Source organism: Streptomyces sp. NPDC021100 (genome assembly GCF_044333095.1).
Lineage (GTDB): Bacteria > Actinomycetota > Actinomycetes > Streptomycetales > Streptomycetaceae > Streptomyces.
This window is the reverse complement of the sequence record NZ_JBIRQH010000009.1, coordinates 1-16,273: the sequence shown is the minus strand read 5'-3', so window position 1 is coordinate 16,273 and position 16,273 is coordinate 1. Positions and strand designations below refer to the sequence as shown.

General features: G+C 72.2%; 14 protein-coding genes and 1 tRNA gene. 4 read left to right on the top strand and 11 right to left on the bottom strand.

Annotation, left to right across the window (positions count from 1 at the left end):
* Window positions 1-42 precede the first annotated feature (42 nt).
* The 9 genes from ACH4PU_RS18100 to ACH4PU_RS18060 all read right to left on the bottom strand — a co-directional run bounded on the left by ACH4PU_RS18100 (window position 43) and on the right by ACH4PU_RS18060 (window position 10,982).
* The gene (locus tag ACH4PU_RS18100; RefSeq protein ID WP_398272654.1) at window positions 43-2,118 is read right to left on the bottom strand and encodes a restriction endonuclease; all 2,076 of its coding nucleotides are present in this window, start codon (window positions 2,116-2,118) and stop codon (window positions 43-45) included.
* Window positions 2,119-2,239: 121 nt separating this feature from the next.
* A complete protein-coding gene (locus ACH4PU_RS18095; RefSeq protein WP_398272652.1) occupies window positions 2,240-2,959 on the bottom strand; it encodes a VC0807 family protein in 720 nt (239 codons plus the stop codon).
* Window positions 2,960-3,115: 156 nt separating this feature from the next.
* Window positions 3,116-4,357 carry a cytochrome P450 gene (locus ACH4PU_RS18090; RefSeq protein WP_398272650.1) on the bottom strand — a complete coding sequence of 414 codons (1,242 nt, stop codon included), beginning with the start codon at window positions 4,355-4,357 and terminating at the stop codon, window positions 3,116-3,118.
* Window positions 4,294-6,009 carry a cytochrome P450 gene (locus tag ACH4PU_RS18085; protein WP_398272648.1) on the bottom strand — a complete coding sequence of 572 codons (1,716 nt, stop codon included), beginning with the start codon at window positions 6,007-6,009 and terminating at the stop codon, window positions 4,294-4,296. Before ACH4PU_RS18085 ends, ACH4PU_RS18090 begins: the two co-directional genes overlap by 64 nt.
* Window positions 6,006-6,614, bottom strand: coding sequence for an ATP/GTP-binding protein (locus ACH4PU_RS18080; RefSeq protein WP_185942566.1), 609 nt, complete (start codon window positions 6,612-6,614; stop codon window positions 6,006-6,008). Before ACH4PU_RS18080 ends, ACH4PU_RS18085 begins: the two co-directional genes overlap by 4 nt.
* Window positions 6,595-6,975 (bottom strand): DUF742 domain-containing protein, encoded by a 381-nt coding sequence (locus ACH4PU_RS18075; protein ID WP_398272645.1) that lies wholly within the window; start codon window positions 6,973-6,975, stop codon window positions 6,595-6,597. Before ACH4PU_RS18075 ends, ACH4PU_RS18080 begins: the two co-directional genes overlap by 20 nt.
* Complete coding sequence (locus ACH4PU_RS18070) at window positions 6,972-7,376, bottom strand: roadblock/LC7 domain-containing protein (RefSeq protein ID WP_398272643.1); 405 nt, start codon at window positions 7,374-7,376, stop codon at window positions 6,972-6,974. The genes ACH4PU_RS18075 and ACH4PU_RS18070 overlap by 4 nt, the downstream gene beginning before the upstream one ends.
* Window positions 7,373-9,958: an ATP-binding protein gene (locus ACH4PU_RS18065; RefSeq protein ID WP_398272641.1), complete on the bottom strand. Its 2,586-nt coding sequence runs from the start codon at window positions 9,956-9,958 to the stop codon at window positions 7,373-7,375. Before ACH4PU_RS18065 ends, ACH4PU_RS18070 begins: the two co-directional genes overlap by 4 nt.
* A gap of 364 nt (window positions 9,959-10,322) precedes the next feature.
* Entirely contained in the window at window positions 10,323-10,982 is a 660-nt protein-coding gene (locus tag ACH4PU_RS18060) for a polysaccharide deacetylase family protein (RefSeq protein WP_398273027.1), read from the bottom strand.
* Window positions 10,983-11,284: 302 nt separating this feature from the next.
* Here ACH4PU_RS18060 and ACH4PU_RS18055 point away from each other — a divergent pair, with 302 nt between their 5' ends.
* A complete protein-coding gene (locus ACH4PU_RS18055) occupies window positions 11,285-11,989 on the top strand; it encodes a hypothetical protein (protein WP_398272639.1) in 705 nt (234 codons plus the stop codon).
* Window positions 11,990-12,091: 102 nt separating this feature from the next.
* On the opposite strand, the gene ACH4PU_RS18050 is transcribed toward ACH4PU_RS18055, so the two are convergent.
* Together ACH4PU_RS18050 and ACH4PU_RS18045 are read right to left on the bottom strand one after the other, a co-directional pair.
* Window positions 12,092-12,207 (bottom strand) — tRNA-Ser (locus ACH4PU_RS18050).
* A gap of 789 nt (window positions 12,208-12,996) precedes the next feature.
* On the bottom strand, window positions 12,997-13,458 hold the full coding sequence (locus ACH4PU_RS18045) for an NUDIX hydrolase (protein ID WP_398272637.1): 462 nt from the start codon (window positions 13,456-13,458) through the stop codon (window positions 12,997-12,999).
* Window positions 13,459-13,476: 18 nt separating this feature from the next.
* Here ACH4PU_RS18045 and ACH4PU_RS18040 point away from each other — a divergent pair, with 18 nt between their 5' ends.
* The 3 genes from ACH4PU_RS18040 to ACH4PU_RS18030 all read left to right on the top strand — a co-directional run bounded on the left by ACH4PU_RS18040 (window position 13,477) and on the right by ACH4PU_RS18030 (window position 16,028).
* Entirely contained in the window at window positions 13,477-14,256 is a 780-nt protein-coding gene (locus tag ACH4PU_RS18040) for a GntR family transcriptional regulator (protein WP_398272635.1), read from the top strand.
* A gap of 132 nt (window positions 14,257-14,388) precedes the next feature.
* Window positions 14,389-14,718: a hypothetical protein gene (locus tag ACH4PU_RS18035; RefSeq protein ID WP_398272633.1), complete on the top strand. Its 330-nt coding sequence runs from the start codon at window positions 14,389-14,391 to the stop codon at window positions 14,716-14,718.
* A 17-nt stretch (window positions 14,719-14,735) separates the two neighbouring features.
* Entirely contained in the window at window positions 14,736-16,028 is a 1,293-nt protein-coding gene (locus ACH4PU_RS18030) for an FtsK/SpoIIIE domain-containing protein (RefSeq protein WP_398272631.1), read from the top strand.
* Window positions 16,029-16,273 lie beyond the last annotated feature (245 nt).

Genomic DNA, 16,273 nt, shown 5'->3' with positions numbered 1-16,273 from the left:
ACAACGCCGTCACTCCCTGGTGTCCCGGCCGGCGCCCGCCTCCTACGCCACCTCGATGCCGTACTCCTGCACCAGTGCCTCCAGGCCCCCCGGATACCCCTTGCCTCCCACCACGAAGTCCCAGTTCCCGCCCGGCCGCTTCCGGAACGAGCCCAGCACCAGCGCCGTCTCGCCCGGCCGGCCGTCCGAGACCTCCAGCTGCCCGAGCTCCGCCCCCGCCGCGTCCGAGAGCCGTATCCGGGCGTCCGTGAAGCGGGAGAGATCGGCCTCCGGATCGACCTCGGGGTCTATGGCCGCCGCCAGCACCAGCCGGTCCGCCGGCTCGGGCAGCGCGTCGAACGCGACCCGCAGCGCCGCCTTGTCCCCGGGCAGCGGATCGACCGACCGCACGGTGCCGTCGGGGGTGCGGGGGTTGTTGTAGAAGACGAAGTGCTCCTCGCTGAGCACGCGGGAGCCCCGGCAGACCAGGGCGCAGACGTCCAGGGCCACGCCGCCGGACCAGGACATGCCCAGCACGTTGTGGTCGGCGGGCTCCGCGGCGTCCTCTCCGGGAGCGGCCGTACGGGACGCCGCCCCGCCGTCCGCCGGCCCTGCCCCGTCCGCCGGTCCCAGCCGCCCCCGCAGCCCGTGCTGCGCCAGCAGCCCCACCAGCTCCTCGCCGTTGACCAGCGTCAGCGGCTTGCCGTTCGCGAACGCGTACGAGCCGGGGCCGAACCGGGACGTCGTCACCAGGACGCCCTTGTTCGCCCCCGCCCCCTGCACCGTCCCGAACAGATCCCGGACCGCCGTCGGGGGCACCGTCTTCCGGTACCGCTTCACCTGCACGATGATCCGGCCGCCGCTGATCGGATCCGGGTCCAGCGCCTCGACGTCCACCCCGCCGTCGTTCGACCGGGTCGTCATCACCGCCCGCATCCCGCGCGCCCGGAACAGCTCCGCGACCAGCGCCTCGAACTCCACCGGGTCCATCTCGAACAGGTCCGGGTCGCCGTCCTCCCCGCCGCCGTGCGACACCACGCCCCGGCCGACCTCGTCCGGCGTCCGCTCGGCCCGGACGGCGGTGCGCTGGTCCGGCCGCGCCGACAGCCGCCCGCCCAGCCCGTCCACCAGGCAGTCCGGCGCGCTCACCTGCTCCAGGTGCAGCCGCCCGAACGCCGCCCGGTCCACCGTGACCGCCGCCAGCACCAGCCGCGCGCGCCGTCCCGTCACCGGGTCGTGGTCGTCGACGAAGCCGTTGAGGACGACGGACTCCAGCGCCCCGAACGCGTCCGCCGCGAACAGCTCCCGCACCGCCAGCAGCACGCACTGCGCCACCACGTCCCGGTACAGCGCCCGGCGCTGGGTCACCGGGCGGGCCGTCTCCTTCTCCTGGTCGGCGGTCGGCATGTAGCGCACCGACTTCACCTCGGGCACCACGTCGAACCCCGGCAGCTCCCACTCCAGCACCAGCTGCCGCGCCCCCGGGTCGTAGGCCGCCGACACCTGGTGCGGGAACTCCTCCGGCCAGGCGGACGACGCGTACAGCGCCGCCGAGAAGTACTCCACCACCGCGTCCGGATCACCCGCCCGCAACGCCGCCACCAGCTCCGCGACGCCCGCGTTGTGCTGCCGCACCTGCGCCAGCCGGGCCGCCGCCCACTGGTCGTACTGCTGCCGGTACGCGGCCAGCTGCCGCTGCCGCAGCGCCTCCGCCTCCTGCGCCGCCCGCAGGTCGCGCTCGTACTGCGACCGCCGCCCGAACCCGTACCGCGCCGGATCCGGCAGCGGCGCCGGCATCCCCAGGTGGCCCGGGTTGAAGGGCTCCAGCACCTCCGGCTCCGTCAGCCGCGCCGCCGAGAACGCCGGCGCCGCGCACCCGGTGCGCAGCAGCCCCTCCAGCTCCGCGACCCGGGCCTCCAGCTCCTCCGTCCGGCGCCGCGCCTCGGCCTCCCGCGCCTGCCGGTAGGCCGTCCGCCGCTCCCGGTCCAGCCGCGCCGCCTCCCGCTGGGCCGCCCGCTGCGCCCGTTCCCGCTCGCGCTGCTCCTGCACCTCGGCCCGGTGCCGGAGCTCCTGTTGGCGGTTCTGCGCGCGCTGGGTCTCCGCCCAGATGCCTATCAGTCCGTTGGAGCGACGAGTCATGGCGGATTCAGCCCTCCCCCCGAGACCGATCCGTCCCGGAACCGCGATACGTACTGGCTCCATGACCAGCGGTGACCCGTCAACTCTAGTCGCGGCGGGATGGTGCCGGACTGGCGGTCCGTCAGACGCGGGCCGGCGCTTCGAACTGCTCCGCCTCGGCGTCCAGCAGCTTCTCCATCGGACTCACGCCCACCGCGCCGCCGACCACGATGCCCACCAGAATGGCGCCCAGCAGCATCGCCGTGGAACCCCAGGAGGCCATGGCCTCGACGGGCAGCGTGTACGCGCCGATCACGCGGGCCGCGCACTCGGTGAGCAGGGCCGCGCCCCAGACGGCGCTGTAGCGGCGCTCCAGGCTCCGGAAGCGGGCGTTCCCCGACGTCAGGCGGTCCCACGCGGCGGCCTTCGCCGAACTGCCCTTGACGAGCATGGGCTTGAGGCCGGCTGTCATCAGGGGCGTGCCCCGGACGGCGGACCAGAGGATGGCGCCGCCGACGAAGCTGCTGATGACGGAGTCCTTGGCGATCATCAGCCGGGCGTCGCCGGTGGCGAAACTGAGCAGCAGGGAGAGGAGGTTGACGACCAGCATCACGCCGGCCAGCCCGTTCACCGCCCGCTCGCGCACCAGGCTGAGAACGGTGCGGACGGCGGGCACCACGCTGCTGAGGGCCAGGGAGAGGACGAGGCTGAGCCCGAAGCCCTCGTGCAGCAGGTAGTAGCCGCCCAGCGGCACGGCGACGTCCAGCAGCAGCGGCATGAGGGCGGTGGAGAGCGGGTTCCCCTCGCGCGCCGGGGCGCCGGGGGTGGTGGCGGTGCCGGGCTGGTCCGTTGCCTGCGACATGCTTGCTGCTCCTGGGCTGTTCCCGGGCGGATCCCGGGGTGTTGATCACAGCTTCGCGGAGCGGGGGTGCCCGGCGGCAGGGCCGGGTGTGGGGGATACGGCAGGACGAATGTCATGGGTGGGGCCCGCCCTCGTGCCCCACCCAGGGCCCAGGGATCAGCCGAGCAGCACCGGAAGCGTCCGGACGCTGTTGCTGATGAAGGAGGGGAGCGGGAGGAGTTCTTCCGGGGCGGCGGCGAGCGAGAGGTCCGGGAAGCGGGTGAAGAGGGCCGGCAGGGCGGTCTCGGCCTGCAGCCGGGCCAGCGCGGCGCCGACGCAGAAGTGGGCGCCGTGCCCGAAGGTGAGGTGGCGCTTGTTCTCGCGCGCGGTGTCGAAGGCGTCCGCCGACGGCCCGTACTGCTCGGGGTCCCGGCCCGCCGCAACGTACGAGGCGAGGATCGCGTCGCCGCGCCGGATCACCGCGCCCTCCAGCGGGATGTCCTCCCTGGCGTAGCGCATCGGGAAGTGGGCGACGGGCGAGTCCCAGCGCAGCGTCTCCTCGACCACCGCCGTCCAGGGCAGCTCGCCGGCGCGGACGCGGGCCAGCTGCTCGGGGTGGGTGAGGAGGGCGCGCACCGCGTTGGTGACGAGGTTGAGGGTGGTGCCGTGACCGGCGACGAGCATGAGGAGCAGGGTGCCGATGAGCTCCTCCTCGGAGAGCCGGTCGGCGTCCTCCCGGGCGGCGATCAGGTCGCTGATGATGTCCTCGCCGGGCGCCGCCCGCTTCTCGGCCACCAGCGCGGCGAGCAGGGCGAGCAGCCGGCGACGGGTCGCGAGGACCTCGTCGGGCCCGGTGGCGCTGCTGGTCAGGCTGGCGGAGAGGGCCCGGAACTCGTCGTACCGCTCCTCCGGGACGCCGAGCAGGTCGCCGATCGTCCGCATGGCCAACGGGTAGGCGAACAGCGCCCGTACGTCCACCGGCCCGGGCGGCTGCGCGGCGAGCCGGTCCAGCAGCCCCCGCACGTTCGCCTCGACGGGCGCGCGCATCCCGGCGATGCGCCGGGGCGTGAACGCCTGGGTGACCAGGGTGCGCAGCCGCCGGTGGTCGTCGCCGTCGGCGGTCACCATGCCCGCCGGCGCGACGAAGTTGATGAGCGGCCAGCCCTCCGGCACCGAACCATCGCGCAGCAACGTCCAGTTGACCGGGTCCTTGACGACGCGCGGGTCGGTGAGCAGCTCGCGCAGCAGCCGGTGGCGGGTGACCACCCAGGCGGGTATCCCGTCCGGGAGCTCGACGCGGACGACGGGACCGGTGTCGCGCAGCCGCCGGACCTCCTCGTGGAGGTCGGCTCCCGTCACGTCCAGGCGGAAGGACGGTCTGTCGTCGGTGCGGGTGTCGTCGGTGCGGATGTCGACCATGGCGGGCCTCCAGCGGCGGCTGTGCGGTGTCGGGTGGCGGTGCTCGGTACGACGGGACTGAAGCGCACGGGCAGGGCGGTGAGCGCGCGGGCCCAGGGGGACGGCCGGTAGGCCAGCTCCCCGGCGGGCACGGCGAGCCGGATGTCGGGCAGGCGGTGGACGAGGGTGTCGACGGCGGTGTGCGCGATCACCCGGGCCTGGTCGCGGGCCGGGCAGGTGTGCGGGCCCGCGCCGAACGCCAGGTGGGAGCGGTTGCCGGGGACGATCTGGCCGTCCGGCGGCAGCACGGCGGGATCGTGGTTGGCGGCGGCGAGGCCTAGCAGCAGCGCGTCGCCCTCGCGCACGTACCGCCCGCCGAAGCGCAGGTCGCGGGTGGCGTAACGGCCCGGGAAGTTCTGCACCGGCGCGTCCCGCCACAGCACCTCGTCGAGGGCCGCGTCCACGGTGAGCCGGCCGCCGGTGACATGGGTGCGGAAGCGGGTGTCGGTGAGCAGCAAGCGGACCGTCGCCGCCGTCCAGTTGGCGGCGGGACCATTGCCCGCCACGATGATGACGGCCAGGTGGTGCAAGACCTCCTCGGGCGACAGGCCCTCGGGGTGCGCGAGCAGCCAGGAGGTGAGGTCGTCACCCGGCTCGGCCATCTTGCGGTGCACGAGGTCGCCGAGGATCCGCTGGAGCGCCTGGTTGGCGGCGGTCGCCTCCGGGCCGCTGTCCACCATCCCGCGCACGGCGGCGATCAGTTCGGGCGCCACGTCGTCGGACAGCCCGAGCATCCGGGAGGCGGCCCACAGTGGCAGCTGCTGCGCGTACTCGGCCAGGAGGTCGGCCTCGCCGCGCGGGGCGATCGCGTCGAGGAGCATGTTCGACAGCTGGGCGATGCTGCGGCGCAGCCGGTGCTGGTCGAGGCGGGCGAAGCCGTCGTTCACCGCGCGGTAGAGCCGGCGGTGCTCGGGCCCGTCGGCGAACAGCACGGTCGGCCGATAGCCCATCATCGGCAGCAGCGGCGAATCGGGCCGCACCAGCCCCTCGCGCAACGCCCGCCAGCGGCGCGAGTCGTGGGAGAAGCACTCCTCGTTGCGGGTGACCTCCAGCAGCTCCCGGTAGCCGATCACCAGCCAGGCGGGAACGCCCGGCTCCAGCTCGACGGGGACGACCGGGCCGTGCTCGCGGCGGAGGCGCTCGTAGAGGGCGTGGGTGTCGCCGGTGAGGACGTCGCCGTAGAGGGCGGCGGCGGGGGTCGGGTGGGGTGGCGGGGGGTGGGGGGATGGTGTGGGGGTCGGGTGTGGGGGTGTCGGCTGCGGGGGCGTCGGTTGACCGGCCGTTGATTTCCCGGCCGTTGGCTGGTGGGCCGCCGGCCGGTGGGCTGCCGGCCGGTGGGCTGCCGATTGGTGGGCCGGGCAGCCGGGCGGGGGCGGCGGGACGGACGGGGGGCCCGCCGGAGGCGGCGGGGTCGGCTGGTGCGCGAGGGGTGCGGCGGGCGCGGGGGCCGGGGGGTACGCCGGGGGCTCCGGGTGGGGGTGGCTTTCCCGGGCCGCCCGGTTCTGCGGGGCGGCCGGCGCCGGGGGGACGCGGGGGGTCCCCGAGGCGTCCGACGTTTCCGGGGCGTCCGACGTTTCGGGTGCGTTCGGTGCGTTCGGTATCGGGGCGGTCATGACGCCGGTGCCTCCAGCGACGCGGCGGCCGCGGCCGTGTACAGGTGGTCGACGAGCGTGACCAGCGCCCGCGCGCTCGACGCCCGGTCGCGGGCGTCGCAGAGCATCACCGGGGTGTCCGGGAGCAGGTCCAGCGCCTCCCGCAGCTCCTCCGCCGGGTACACCGGCGCGTCCGGGAACGCGTTGGCGGCGACGGCGAACGGGACGCCCAGGTCCTCCAGGTGCCCGAGCACGTCGAAACTCGCCTCCAGCCGGCGCGTGTCGATCAGGGCCAGCGCACCGAGCGCGCCGTGCGTCAGATGCCGCCACAGCGGGAAGAAGCGCGGCTGGCCGGGGGTGCCGAAGAGGTAGAGGACACGACGCCGGTTGAGGGTGATCCGCCCGAAGTCCATGGCCACGGTGGTGGTGGCCTTGCCCGGCAGCACGTCGTCCACGCCCTGCCCCGCCTGCGTCATGGTCTCCTCGGTGCGCAGCGGCGGGATCTCGCTGAGCGAGCCGATGAGCGTCGTCTTGCCGACGCCCAGCGGGCCGGCGATCACGATCTTCACGGACGTGCGCACGGTCGGGGGAAGGTAGCGGCCGCCCTCAGAGTTGGCGGAGTCCATCGAGTACCTCTTTCAGCAGGGCGGGATCGTGCCGGTCGGCGGCCGTGACCGGGGGACGGGCGACGACCAGGCCGGCGTCGAGCAGGTCGGCGAGCAGCACCTTGATCACCGCGACCGGCTGGCGCAGATGGGCGGCGACCTCCGCCACGGACAGCAGCCGGACGCAGAGGTCCAGGATCTCGGCACACTCCGGGCCGAGGTCGGATGTGTGCTCACCGGCGGACGCGGCGGCCCCGGTGGTGCCGGCGCTTTCGGCGGCCACCACCAGGGTCTCCAGCGCGAGGCTGTCCCGGGAAGGGGCCACCCGGCCGCCGGTGATCACATAGGGGCGTACCGGCCCCGCGCCGGTCGCGCCGCTCACGGAGTGGCGGTACGGGCGCGGGGCGGGCTGCTGAGGTGCTGCCCTATGCGCACCACCATGTGCTGCATCTCCCGCGCGACCAGCCCGGCGTCCACGTCCGCCGCCGTGGCCACGGCCAGCGAGGCGCCCGGCCCGGCGGCCACCAGGAACAGGAAACCGCCGTCGAACTCCACCATCACCTGACGCGGCGTGCTCCCGTCGCCCGCGAGCTGCGCCGCAGCCTCGTGACCGAGCGAGAGCAGGCCGGAGCAGATCGCCGACAGACGGTCGGCGTCATCGGTGGATATGTCGGGCGAACCGGCCAGCCGCAGCCCGTCGCGGGACACCACGAGCGCGTGCCGCACCGCGGGCACCCGCAGGATGTCGGCGAGCAGCCACTCCAGATTCCCGTTCGTACTCAACGCGATTCCCTTTCGCTGTCGTTCGGCACACGGGGCCGCGCCGGTTCTGCCGCTTCCGCTTCCGGTTCCGCTTTTGCGTCCGCTTCCGCTTTCGCTTCTGCTTCCGCTCTCGCTTCCGCGGTGTCGGCCGGGCCCGTCGGACGCGGTCGCTCCGCCGGAGCCGCTGCTTCCGCCGGGCCGGCCGAACCCATCGATCCGACGGAGCGTTCCGCCCGGACGGGTTCCGACGCGCCGGCGTGACGCGACGAGCCGACGGGGTCCGGCAGCTCGTCGCGTCCCAGCGGGCCGGCGTGGTCCGATGGGCCGACGTACTCGGACGGGCCGATGTGACCCGGCGAACCGGCGAGTTCCGGCGAGTCGATGTGATCCGACGAGTCGACGCGATCCGACGAGTCGATGTGATCCGGCAGCTCGGCGCGCTCCGACGGCCCGACGTGGCCCGGCGGGCCGACGTGGCCGGGCGGGCCGACGCGAACCGGCGGTTCCTCCGGTCCTGATGGTCCGACGGAAGTCTCCGACCCCGCGCCACCACCCGTGCCGTCAGCCCCCGCTGACGGGACGAAACCCGCCCGCTCGGCGGCCTCCGCTCGTACGGCAGCTCCCGCTCCCACGGCAGCTCCTTCCGCTGCGGCAGTATCCGACGGGCCGACCGGACCGGTGGCCTCCGCCGCCATTGTGGCCTGTGGCGTCCGGGGGGCCACCGCCGCCTCCGCTTCTCCACCGCCACCCGCCTGCGGCGATGCCGCGGCGGGCGCCGCCGGGGGCATCTGCGCGGGCACCTCGGCGGATGTCTCGGCTGCCGCCCTCGCCGCCGGTTCCGCCGGGGGAGCCGGCGCGGGCACGCCCACCGGCGTACGGGCACTTCCGGCAGCCGTCTCCGCCGTCTCCGCCGCTTCCGCCGCCTCCTCGCGCCCCAGCCGGGTCCCGGCCTGCAGGCTGCTCATGAAGGCCGCGGCCTGCTGCGGTGACCGGACGGGCTCCGGGTTCCGCGTCGCTGACGCCGGAGCCGCCGTCCTCCGAGCCGCCAACCTCCGAGGCGTCGCCTCCTGAGCCGGCCCCTGGGCCGGGCCCGCCGCCCGGCGGCTGCGCCGGCGCGGGAGCCCGCCGGGGGTGATTCCGGCGGGTTCCGAGGCGCCGGCGCCCGGGACTTCGGGGCGGCGCGGGCCCGTACCGTGCCCGGCGGCACCGTCCGTCCCCGGGCCGGCGACGGCGTGCGCGGCGTGCCCGTCGCGTACCCCGGCCTCGTACCCGTCCCGCACCCCGGCCTCGTCCTCGAAAACGTCCTGACGCGGCATCGGCTCCGGCCGCGCATGCTCCCGCCGCACGTCCCACGCCGGAGCGACGCCGCCCGGTGCGTCCGGTGCGTCCGGCGTGCCGGGGGTGCCCACCGTGCCCGCTCCGGCCGCCGGCGCCGACGGAACACCCGCGTCCGCCACGGCGGCCGCTCCCGCGGCCGTCCGCGCGCGCCGCCGTTCCGCCTGCTCCCGCTCCGCCTGTTCCCGCAGCCCCGGCGCGCGCGGGGGCGCGGGGGTGGCCGGGGTCGTCGGCCCCTGGCTGAGCAGGGCGGACGGGACGAGGACGACGGCCCGGACGCCCCCGTACGCCGACGGCGAGTCCAGCTTCACCGAGAAGCCGTAACGCCGGGCCAGCATGCCCACGGCGGCCAGGCCGAGCTGCGGCTTCGCGCCCAGGCCGCGCCCCTGGGCCGCCGCGCCGCCGGCGAGCCGCACCTCGGCCTCGGCGAGGGCCTGTTCGGTCATCCCCAGCCCGCCGTCGTCGATCTCGATCACGGCGCCGCTGTGCACCGGGCGGATGCCCACCAGCACGGTCACGGTCGGCGGCGAGTAGCGGGTGGCGTTGTCGAGCAGCTCGGCGACCGCGTGGATCAGCGCCTCGACCGCACGCGGCTCGACGGCGGCGTCCCGCGCGCCCTGGACGCGGACCCGCTGGTACTCCAGGATCCGCGACTGCGCGCCGCGCACCACGTCCAGCAGCGAGACCGCGTCGGGCCACTGCCGTCCGGGCCACGCGCCGCACAGCACCTTCATCGTCTGCGCCTGCCGGGCGAGCTGCGCCGCCGCGTGGTCGGCGCGCATCAGACCGGCCATCAGCACCGGGTCCTCGGCGCTCTGTTCCAGGACGTCGAGGCCCTGCTGCTGGGCGAGGGCCATCACCTGGATGCGGTCCGCCATGACCAGGAACGCGGCGCGCCCGGACTCCTCGCGGTCCTTCCGGGTCCGGATGGCCGCCGCCGTCCGGGACAGCAGCGCGTCGTGACGGGCGGCGAGGGCCGCGGCTTCCGGATCGCCGTCGGGGACGGCGTACAGCGGCTTCGGAACATCGGACTCCGGAACGCCCTCCAGGACCGCGGGCAGCCGGACGTCGACGAGTCGCTCCAGCTCCTCCGTCCAGGCGCGCTGCCGGTCGCCCAGCCGGGACCCGTACTCCGTGGCGGCGGCCAGTTCCTCGCGCAGCCGCGCGGACAGGCGCCGGGCGCGGATCAGCAGCGGCGTGGCGATCACAGCGGCGGTGGCCGTGCCCGCGGCCAGGCCCAGGGACACGGCCTCCGTTATCGGCATCATCAGACGGTTCCCGGGAGGCGATCTTCAACTGGAGGACGGCCGTCAGCGTACGGGGCGGGGCGGCGGTGGTGGAAGTGTTGGGTGTGTCCTGACGCTTGGTCGAATTTCGGGCGATTCCTCCGCGTCCTCCGCGAAAGCACGCCCAGGCGAAGGAAGATCCGTTCGGTCCGTGCCCCACTCGGACCCCTCGCCGGGCATCACACCGCGCGTCCGGACGGCGGCCGGGCGGACGTCATCCCGCGTTCTCCTTCGGGGTTTCCCCTTCGGCGGCTTTTCCGGCGGAGCACACGCGGCGGCCCGCACTATGGCGCAGAAGCCGAACTGTGGGCGGGACTCGGCACTCCCGCCCACCCTGCCCCACCCCTCACCCCCGTCGGACTACCGCAGGCCCCCGCTGCTCCGCGCCGCGGCCGACAAGCAGCCCGTCGAGTGGGAGGAACCCGAACCCCCGGCCCCGGATCGCCGGGATGAGATCAGGCAAGGCGGTGGCATCCACGGTGGACGCGTCGGCGGAACTGGTCCGTCCCACGTGCATCAGCACGATGGCGCCGGGGACGAGGGCGTCGAGCACCCGCCCGACGACACGTTCCGTCGTGATGCCACCGCCGGCGCCCTTCCACCCCAAGGTGTCGACGGTCCAGCGGACGCAGGTGTACCCCTCGGCGTTCACCTCGGCGACGCACTCCCGGTCCACCTCCCCGTAGGGAAACCGGAACAGCCGCACCGGCGGCCGCCCGACCGCCCGCTCCACGGCCTCCGCGGCCGACCGCACCTCTTCCACCCGCTGCTCCCGGGTGAGGCCCGGAAAGGCGGGGTGGGTCATGGAGTGGTTGCCGATGGGGTACGCGCGGGCGATCCGGCGCGCGGCGCCGGGGTGCACGGAGGCGAACCGCCCGGTCATGAAGAACGTAGCGCTGACCCCCCAGGCCCCGAGCACCCCCAGCACCTCATCGACACCTTGATCCCCACCCCCACAGTCAAATGTGAGGGCAACCTTCCGCTCCCGAGTGGGCACCACCTCCATGTCCCGCCCGTCGAACGCTCCCTCGTCACCCCGGGCCACCCCACCCCACCGGACAACCCCCACCCCGGCCGCCCCGGTGACCATCCGCAACAACCCACGCCGCCCCACGTCCCCGGCCAAGCGCCCGCCCTCCCGACAGAGTCTCCGAAAGGATCACTCTGCAGCGCAGCCACCACCCCTCCGCCCCGCCGTCCCCACCGAGGCGCACGGAGTTGACGCACGAACGCGTGAGATTGCCGCCCGATACCCGACTCGCGATACTGAAGAACCGGGATGCCATGGAGGGGGGCCCGATTCAATCGGTGCTGGAGAACATCGTCATCGGCCTGGTGACCAGCTTTCTCGGCGGCGCGTTCGTGTGGCTGTGGGAGCGGGCCAAGCGGACGCGCGAGGTGAACAGAAGAGCGCGCTTCTTCGGCGTCCGCCCCGGCCAGACGTGCCTCGTCGTCCTCGGCAACAAATACAACGCCCCCAAGGCGACCGCCTACCCCGACACCCGCGCCGCCGTGGAACTGGCCCTACTGGCAGGCGAACTGGGCTGCGACGTCACCGTGGAACCCGGCAACTACCGTGGCGGCAACGGCGACCGCACCGAATTCTGCGTAGGCGGCCCGGAAGGCGGCGCCAACGTACGCACAGGCGGCCACCTCGCCGCTCACCTGCCCGGCGTCACCCTCCACCCCTACAACACCGCGGGCGCCGACTCGATCGCGATAGAAGTCGACGGCGAAAAACACCTCTTCGACCGCGGCAACCGCGAACACGTCCTCGTCGCCAAGTTCACCCCCGCCGAGTCCACCAGCCCGGTCTTCCTGGTCTGCGGCCAAAGCTCCCTGGCCAACCTGGCCGCCATCCACTACCTCCGCCGCGAATTCGCGACAGTCGCCGAAAGCATCCCGTCCGTAGAGCGCTTCTGCATCCTCATCACCGTCTCCGACACCCACACCTACGCCCACCACCGCGCGACCCTGAAACGCGACGTGACCACGGCGGCCTTCACGGCCTGAGGGTCCCGCCCGGGTCTCTGTCGCGCACATGACACAGGGTGCGCCCTCCGCACCGCACGCAAAAGACCCCGGACCGTAACCGGCCCGGGGTCCTCGCCCAGGTGCCCCCGGGCAGATTCGAACTGCCGACACCCGCTTTAGGAGCGAGGTTGGGCGATCACGGGCGTGACCTGGGTGGTGTGCACTCAGGCTGGTCTCATCTCGTCGCTCCACTCGGCACTGTGGATCCCCGTAAGTCCCCGCCTGTTCTGGCACGAGAGTGGCACGGGTGAGCTGCCTGCCCTTGACGAGCGGAACGTATCAGCGTCGCGACCAACGGTGCCATTTACCGGTGAGCAGGCGGTTACATCCCATGAGGAGAACGAAGCACGCTGCGAGCAGAGCTAGACATTCGAAGAGATCAACACTCACGCCACGATGGGCTACGGCGAGCACCCCGCAGGCTAGGCCAAGGAAACAGACGGCCAGCAAGAGAAGGAAGGCAAAGAAGGCGATGAGTGGACGCAGCGCTTGCATGTTGGCCTCTCGACTCGACTCAACTGGCGACCCTAGCAGTGGACTTGACCGCGCCCGCACCTGTCCGCCCTCCTTGACCCACACCTCTCCCGGCTCCCATCCCGTCTGCCTTCGACCCACACGCATGTGGAGCGGGCGTGGTCCATGGCGTCCAGGTGGAGCGCGCCACTGTACGAACGACCTGGACGCCATGGGCCGCGTCTGCTCGGCTTGTCCTGGGTCGAAGGTAGGCGGGATGGGAGCCTCCCCACGCACGCCACGATGCACCGGCACCCGCAAGCGGCGCCCCCTCCCATCCCGGAGTTGGAGCGCCCCCGCCGGAGGCATCGTTCTGACCCTCACCTTTCCCGGTCCGCCGTACGATCAGTGGCGCGGGTCCGCCGCCGGGCTGCCCGGCGCCGTAGGCAGGCCGGGCGAGCCCGAGCGAGCGGCCCCGCGCGCCGCGCCGTGCGCGGCGGGCCTTGATGAGGTAGAGAAACTTGTAACAGTTCTTAGGCGATCAGCTTGCGTCCATCGTGAGACCGGACATGAGGGGCATCATCCCGCATCGCATCCTGTACTCGGATCGCAAAAACGTCGGCCATCCGCTCAGAAGCTTCTTCCACCGTCAGCCACTCGATAGCGGTCGATTCGTCGGAAAGCTGCTCTCGTCCTTCTTCTACGTGGCACCGGAAAACCAAGGCAACGATTCCGCGCGAAATGTTCTTGTAGACACCGGTGAGTCGGTCTGCCTGCACCTTCAGGCCCGTCTCTTCGTAGACCTCGCGCCGGAGGCCATCCTCTGGGCTTTCGTCCAGCTCAAGCACCCCGCCGGGAGGCTCCCACGTGCCGTTGTCGGCCCGACGGATCGTGAGGACCCTGCCATCTTCTCGGGTCACGACTCCCGCCACGGATACCGAGTGAAGCGGCGTTGACCCTGTTCCCGTCTGGCTGCTACTCATGTATAGGAGCATAGGAGACTGGTAAGGACTATGGCGAGTAATGGCACGGGTTCCTCGGGCAAGCCGAAGTACCTCCAAATCGCGGACGACCTGTCGGAGCAGATCCGAGCGGGTGTGCTCGCTCCCGGGTCGGCCGTCCCAAGCGAGACGGAGCTCATGAGTCGGTATGGCGTGGCCTCCGGCACCGTGCGAAAGGCGATTGCGGAACTTCGAACGACACAGTTGATCGAGACGCACCATGGTCGGGGGTCCTTCGTTCGATCCCGTCCGCCGGTGCAGCGCAAGTCCTCCGACCGCTTTCGGAGGGCACACCGCAAGGCAGGCAAGGCGGCCTACCTTGCTGAGGCTGAACAGTCCGGGGGCAAGCCCTCAGTGGCAGTGTTGTTCATCGGGCCGACAGAGGCGCCGGCTGAGATCGCGGATCGACTCGGAGTCGGCCCTGGGGCGAAGGTGCTTGCTCGACGGCGTCGCTACTTCCGGGATGGTGTCCCGACCGAGGAAGCCACTTCCTACCTCCCCTGGGAGGTCGTGAAGGACGTCCCAGAGATGTTCCAGGAGAACCCAGGGGGTGGCGGTATCTACGCCCGACTGGAGGAGCACGGGCACATGCTCGCCGAGTTCAACGAGACAGTTCGGGCGCGCCTGGCCTCCAAGGCGGAGACTGCGGCCCTTGCTTTGAGCCCGGGGGCGCCCGTGATCCATCTCGTGCGCAGTGCTGTTTCTGATGAGGGCAAGGTGGTGGAGGTGTGCGACACAGTGATGGCTGCTGATCAGTTCGTCTTGGACTACCGCTTCCCCGCGCAAGACTGACGCTCCGTCACTTCGACCCATCCCGAGATTCTTTCTCGGGGTGGGTTGACTCCTGTACATGAGTCGGGCACTCTTCTATCACTCACTCATGTACATGAGTGCAGGAGTTGATCTCAGTTAGAGGATATGGTCATGCCGTCCTTCAAGATCGACCTTTCGACCGCTGTGGTGTTCGTCGCGACGCCGCCGGTTCCGAAGCTGGTGAACAAGCAGACCGCTGAGCGCGCGGTGGACCGTGAGTCCGGTGCTGGCCTGTCCACGGTGGGCCTGCTGATCTCGGATGAGGGGGAGGGGAACCTGTACCAGGTGACCGTTCCGGAGACGGGCCTCCCCGAGGGTCTGGTCCCGGGTACGCCGGTGTCGGTGGTGGGCCTGAGGGCTCGGGACTGGGAGAACGAGTTCAACGGTCAGAAGCGTCACGGGATCTCGTTCCGCGCGGTTGCGGTCACGGCGGCGGTCTGACGATGACGGACATAGCCATGGTCCTCGAAGCCTCGGGCGCCTTGGCCGGTGCCGGTGGCTTGGGGTACGCGAAGGTCCGCGCGCCCCGTGTGTACTGGTCGCTGGTCGGCATGCCGGCCACCTGGGGTCGGTTCACCTGGACGTATCGCTCCACCATGGACGTGTGCGGGCTGACGGTTCAGCCGTCCGGTCTGCGGGCGTTCATGGTCCGCAACGTTGCCCGCCGAGAGGTCCAGCAAGTGCCGCCTCGCATCCGCCGGGTGCGCGCAACACTGACCGGGCTTCGGGTCACGTTGCGACTTCCGGCCGGGTTGGAACCGGCGGACTTGGCGGCGGCCTCGGAACGGCTGCGCCATGCCTGGGGTGTGCACTCGGTCCACGTGATCGAAACCCGGCCCGGCTTCGTGGAACTGCGCATGACAGGCTACGACGTGCTTCGCCGCGTGCGGATGCCCCGTAAGGCCCAGCCGGCCGACATGGTGATCCCGGTCGCGCTGCGGGACGATGGCACCGCGTTCGTGCGCGACTACCGCACGGTCCCGCACGGGCTGACCTTGGGCGCGAACCTGTCGGGCAAGTCCATGTTCCAACGCAACCTGATCAAAGGGTTGGCGTCGCTGCCGGTCGCGCTGGTCGGCGTGGACTGCAAACGCGGCGTCGAACAGTCCGGCTACGCGCCGCGCCTGTCGGCCCTGGCCACAAACCCCGACCAAGCGGTCTCTCTGCTGAACGTGCTGGTGGCGGAGATGGAAGAACGCTTCGATCTCCTCGCCGCACACGGTGCGGTGGACGTGTGGGAGCTGCCGGAGAAGGTACGGCCGGTGCCCATCGTTGTCCTGGTCGATGAGGTCGCCGAGCTGTTCTTGACCGCCTCGAAGAAGGATGAGGAACGCCGGGATCGGCTGGTCACTTCACTGATCCGCCTTGCCCAGATGTCCCGCGCGATCGGCATCTACCTGGAGATCTGCGGACAGCGCTTCGGGTCCGAACTCGGCAAGGGCGCCACCATGTTGCGCGCTCAGCTCTCCGGCCGGGTCGTGCACCGGGTCAACGACAAGCAGACCGCCGAAATGGGCCTTGCGGACGTCGCCCCCGAAGCCGTTCCGGCCGCGTGCCTGATCCCGGCCGACCGCCCCGGTGTCGCGGTCGCGGCCGACTCCTCAGGGGGCTGGTCCCGCATCCGCACCCCCTGCATCTCCGCCGCCGAAGTCGTCGAGGTCTGCCAGCAGTACGCCCACCTCGTCCCGGACTTCCCCGCCCTGGAGCCCTTCCGCCCCCACGTGCCCACCGAAGCACGCACCGGCGACTGATCCCCCCTCCGCACCAACGGCACACCCGATCTTGTGCCGCGTCTCTACCCCGTCATGCCCAAACCCGCATCGACTCGAAAGGGAAAGACAGTGGAGCGCTGGAAGTTCGACATCGCCATCAAGCTGGGCGACCGCTTGTACGCCTTTGACGGCGACACCTTCACCACGGACGGGGCCGACCCCCGCGACCTCGCCCGGCTCGCCCTGACTGAGCTGGTGGAGAAGTACCCCCAGTTGCGGGACGG

Bases quoted from the DNA above. Each gene is read 5' to 3' on its own strand.
- ACH4PU_RS18100 (WP_398272654.1), bottom strand. From the start codon at position 2,118: ATGACTCGTCGCTCCAACGGACTGATAGGCATCTGGGCGGAGACCCAG.
- ACH4PU_RS18090 (WP_398272650.1), bottom strand. From the start codon at position 4,357: ATGGTCGACATCCGCACCGACGACACCCGCACCGACGACAGACCGTCC.
- ACH4PU_RS18095 (WP_398272652.1), bottom strand. From the start codon at position 2,959: ATGTCGCAGGCAACGGACCAGCCCGGCACCGCCACCACCCCCGGCGCC.
- ACH4PU_RS18045 (WP_398272637.1), bottom strand. From the start codon at position 13,458: ATGCTCCTATACATGAGTAGCAGCCAGACGGGAACAGGGTCAACGCCG.
- ACH4PU_RS18030 (WP_398272631.1), top strand. From the start codon at position 14,736: ATGGTCCTCGAAGCCTCGGGCGCCTTGGCCGGTGCCGGTGGCTTGGGG.
- ACH4PU_RS18060 (WP_398273027.1), bottom strand. From the start codon at position 10,982: ATGGAGGTGGTGCCCACTCGGGAGCGGAAGGTTGCCCTCACATTTGAC.
- ACH4PU_RS18035 (WP_398272633.1), top strand. From the start codon at position 14,389: ATGCCGTCCTTCAAGATCGACCTTTCGACCGCTGTGGTGTTCGTCGCG.
- ACH4PU_RS18040 (WP_398272635.1), top strand. From the start codon at position 13,477: ATGGCGAGTAATGGCACGGGTTCCTCGGGCAAGCCGAAGTACCTCCAA.
- ACH4PU_RS18065 (WP_398272641.1), bottom strand. From the start codon at position 9,958: ATGATGCCGATAACGGAGGCCGTGTCCCTGGGCCTGGCCGCGGGCACG.
- ACH4PU_RS18085 (WP_398272648.1), bottom strand. From the start codon at position 6,009: ATGACCGCCCCGATACCGAACGCACCGAACGCACCCGAAACGTCGGAC.
- ACH4PU_RS18080 (WP_185942566.1), bottom strand. From the start codon at position 6,614: ATGGACTCCGCCAACTCTGAGGGCGGCCGCTACCTTCCCCCGACCGTG.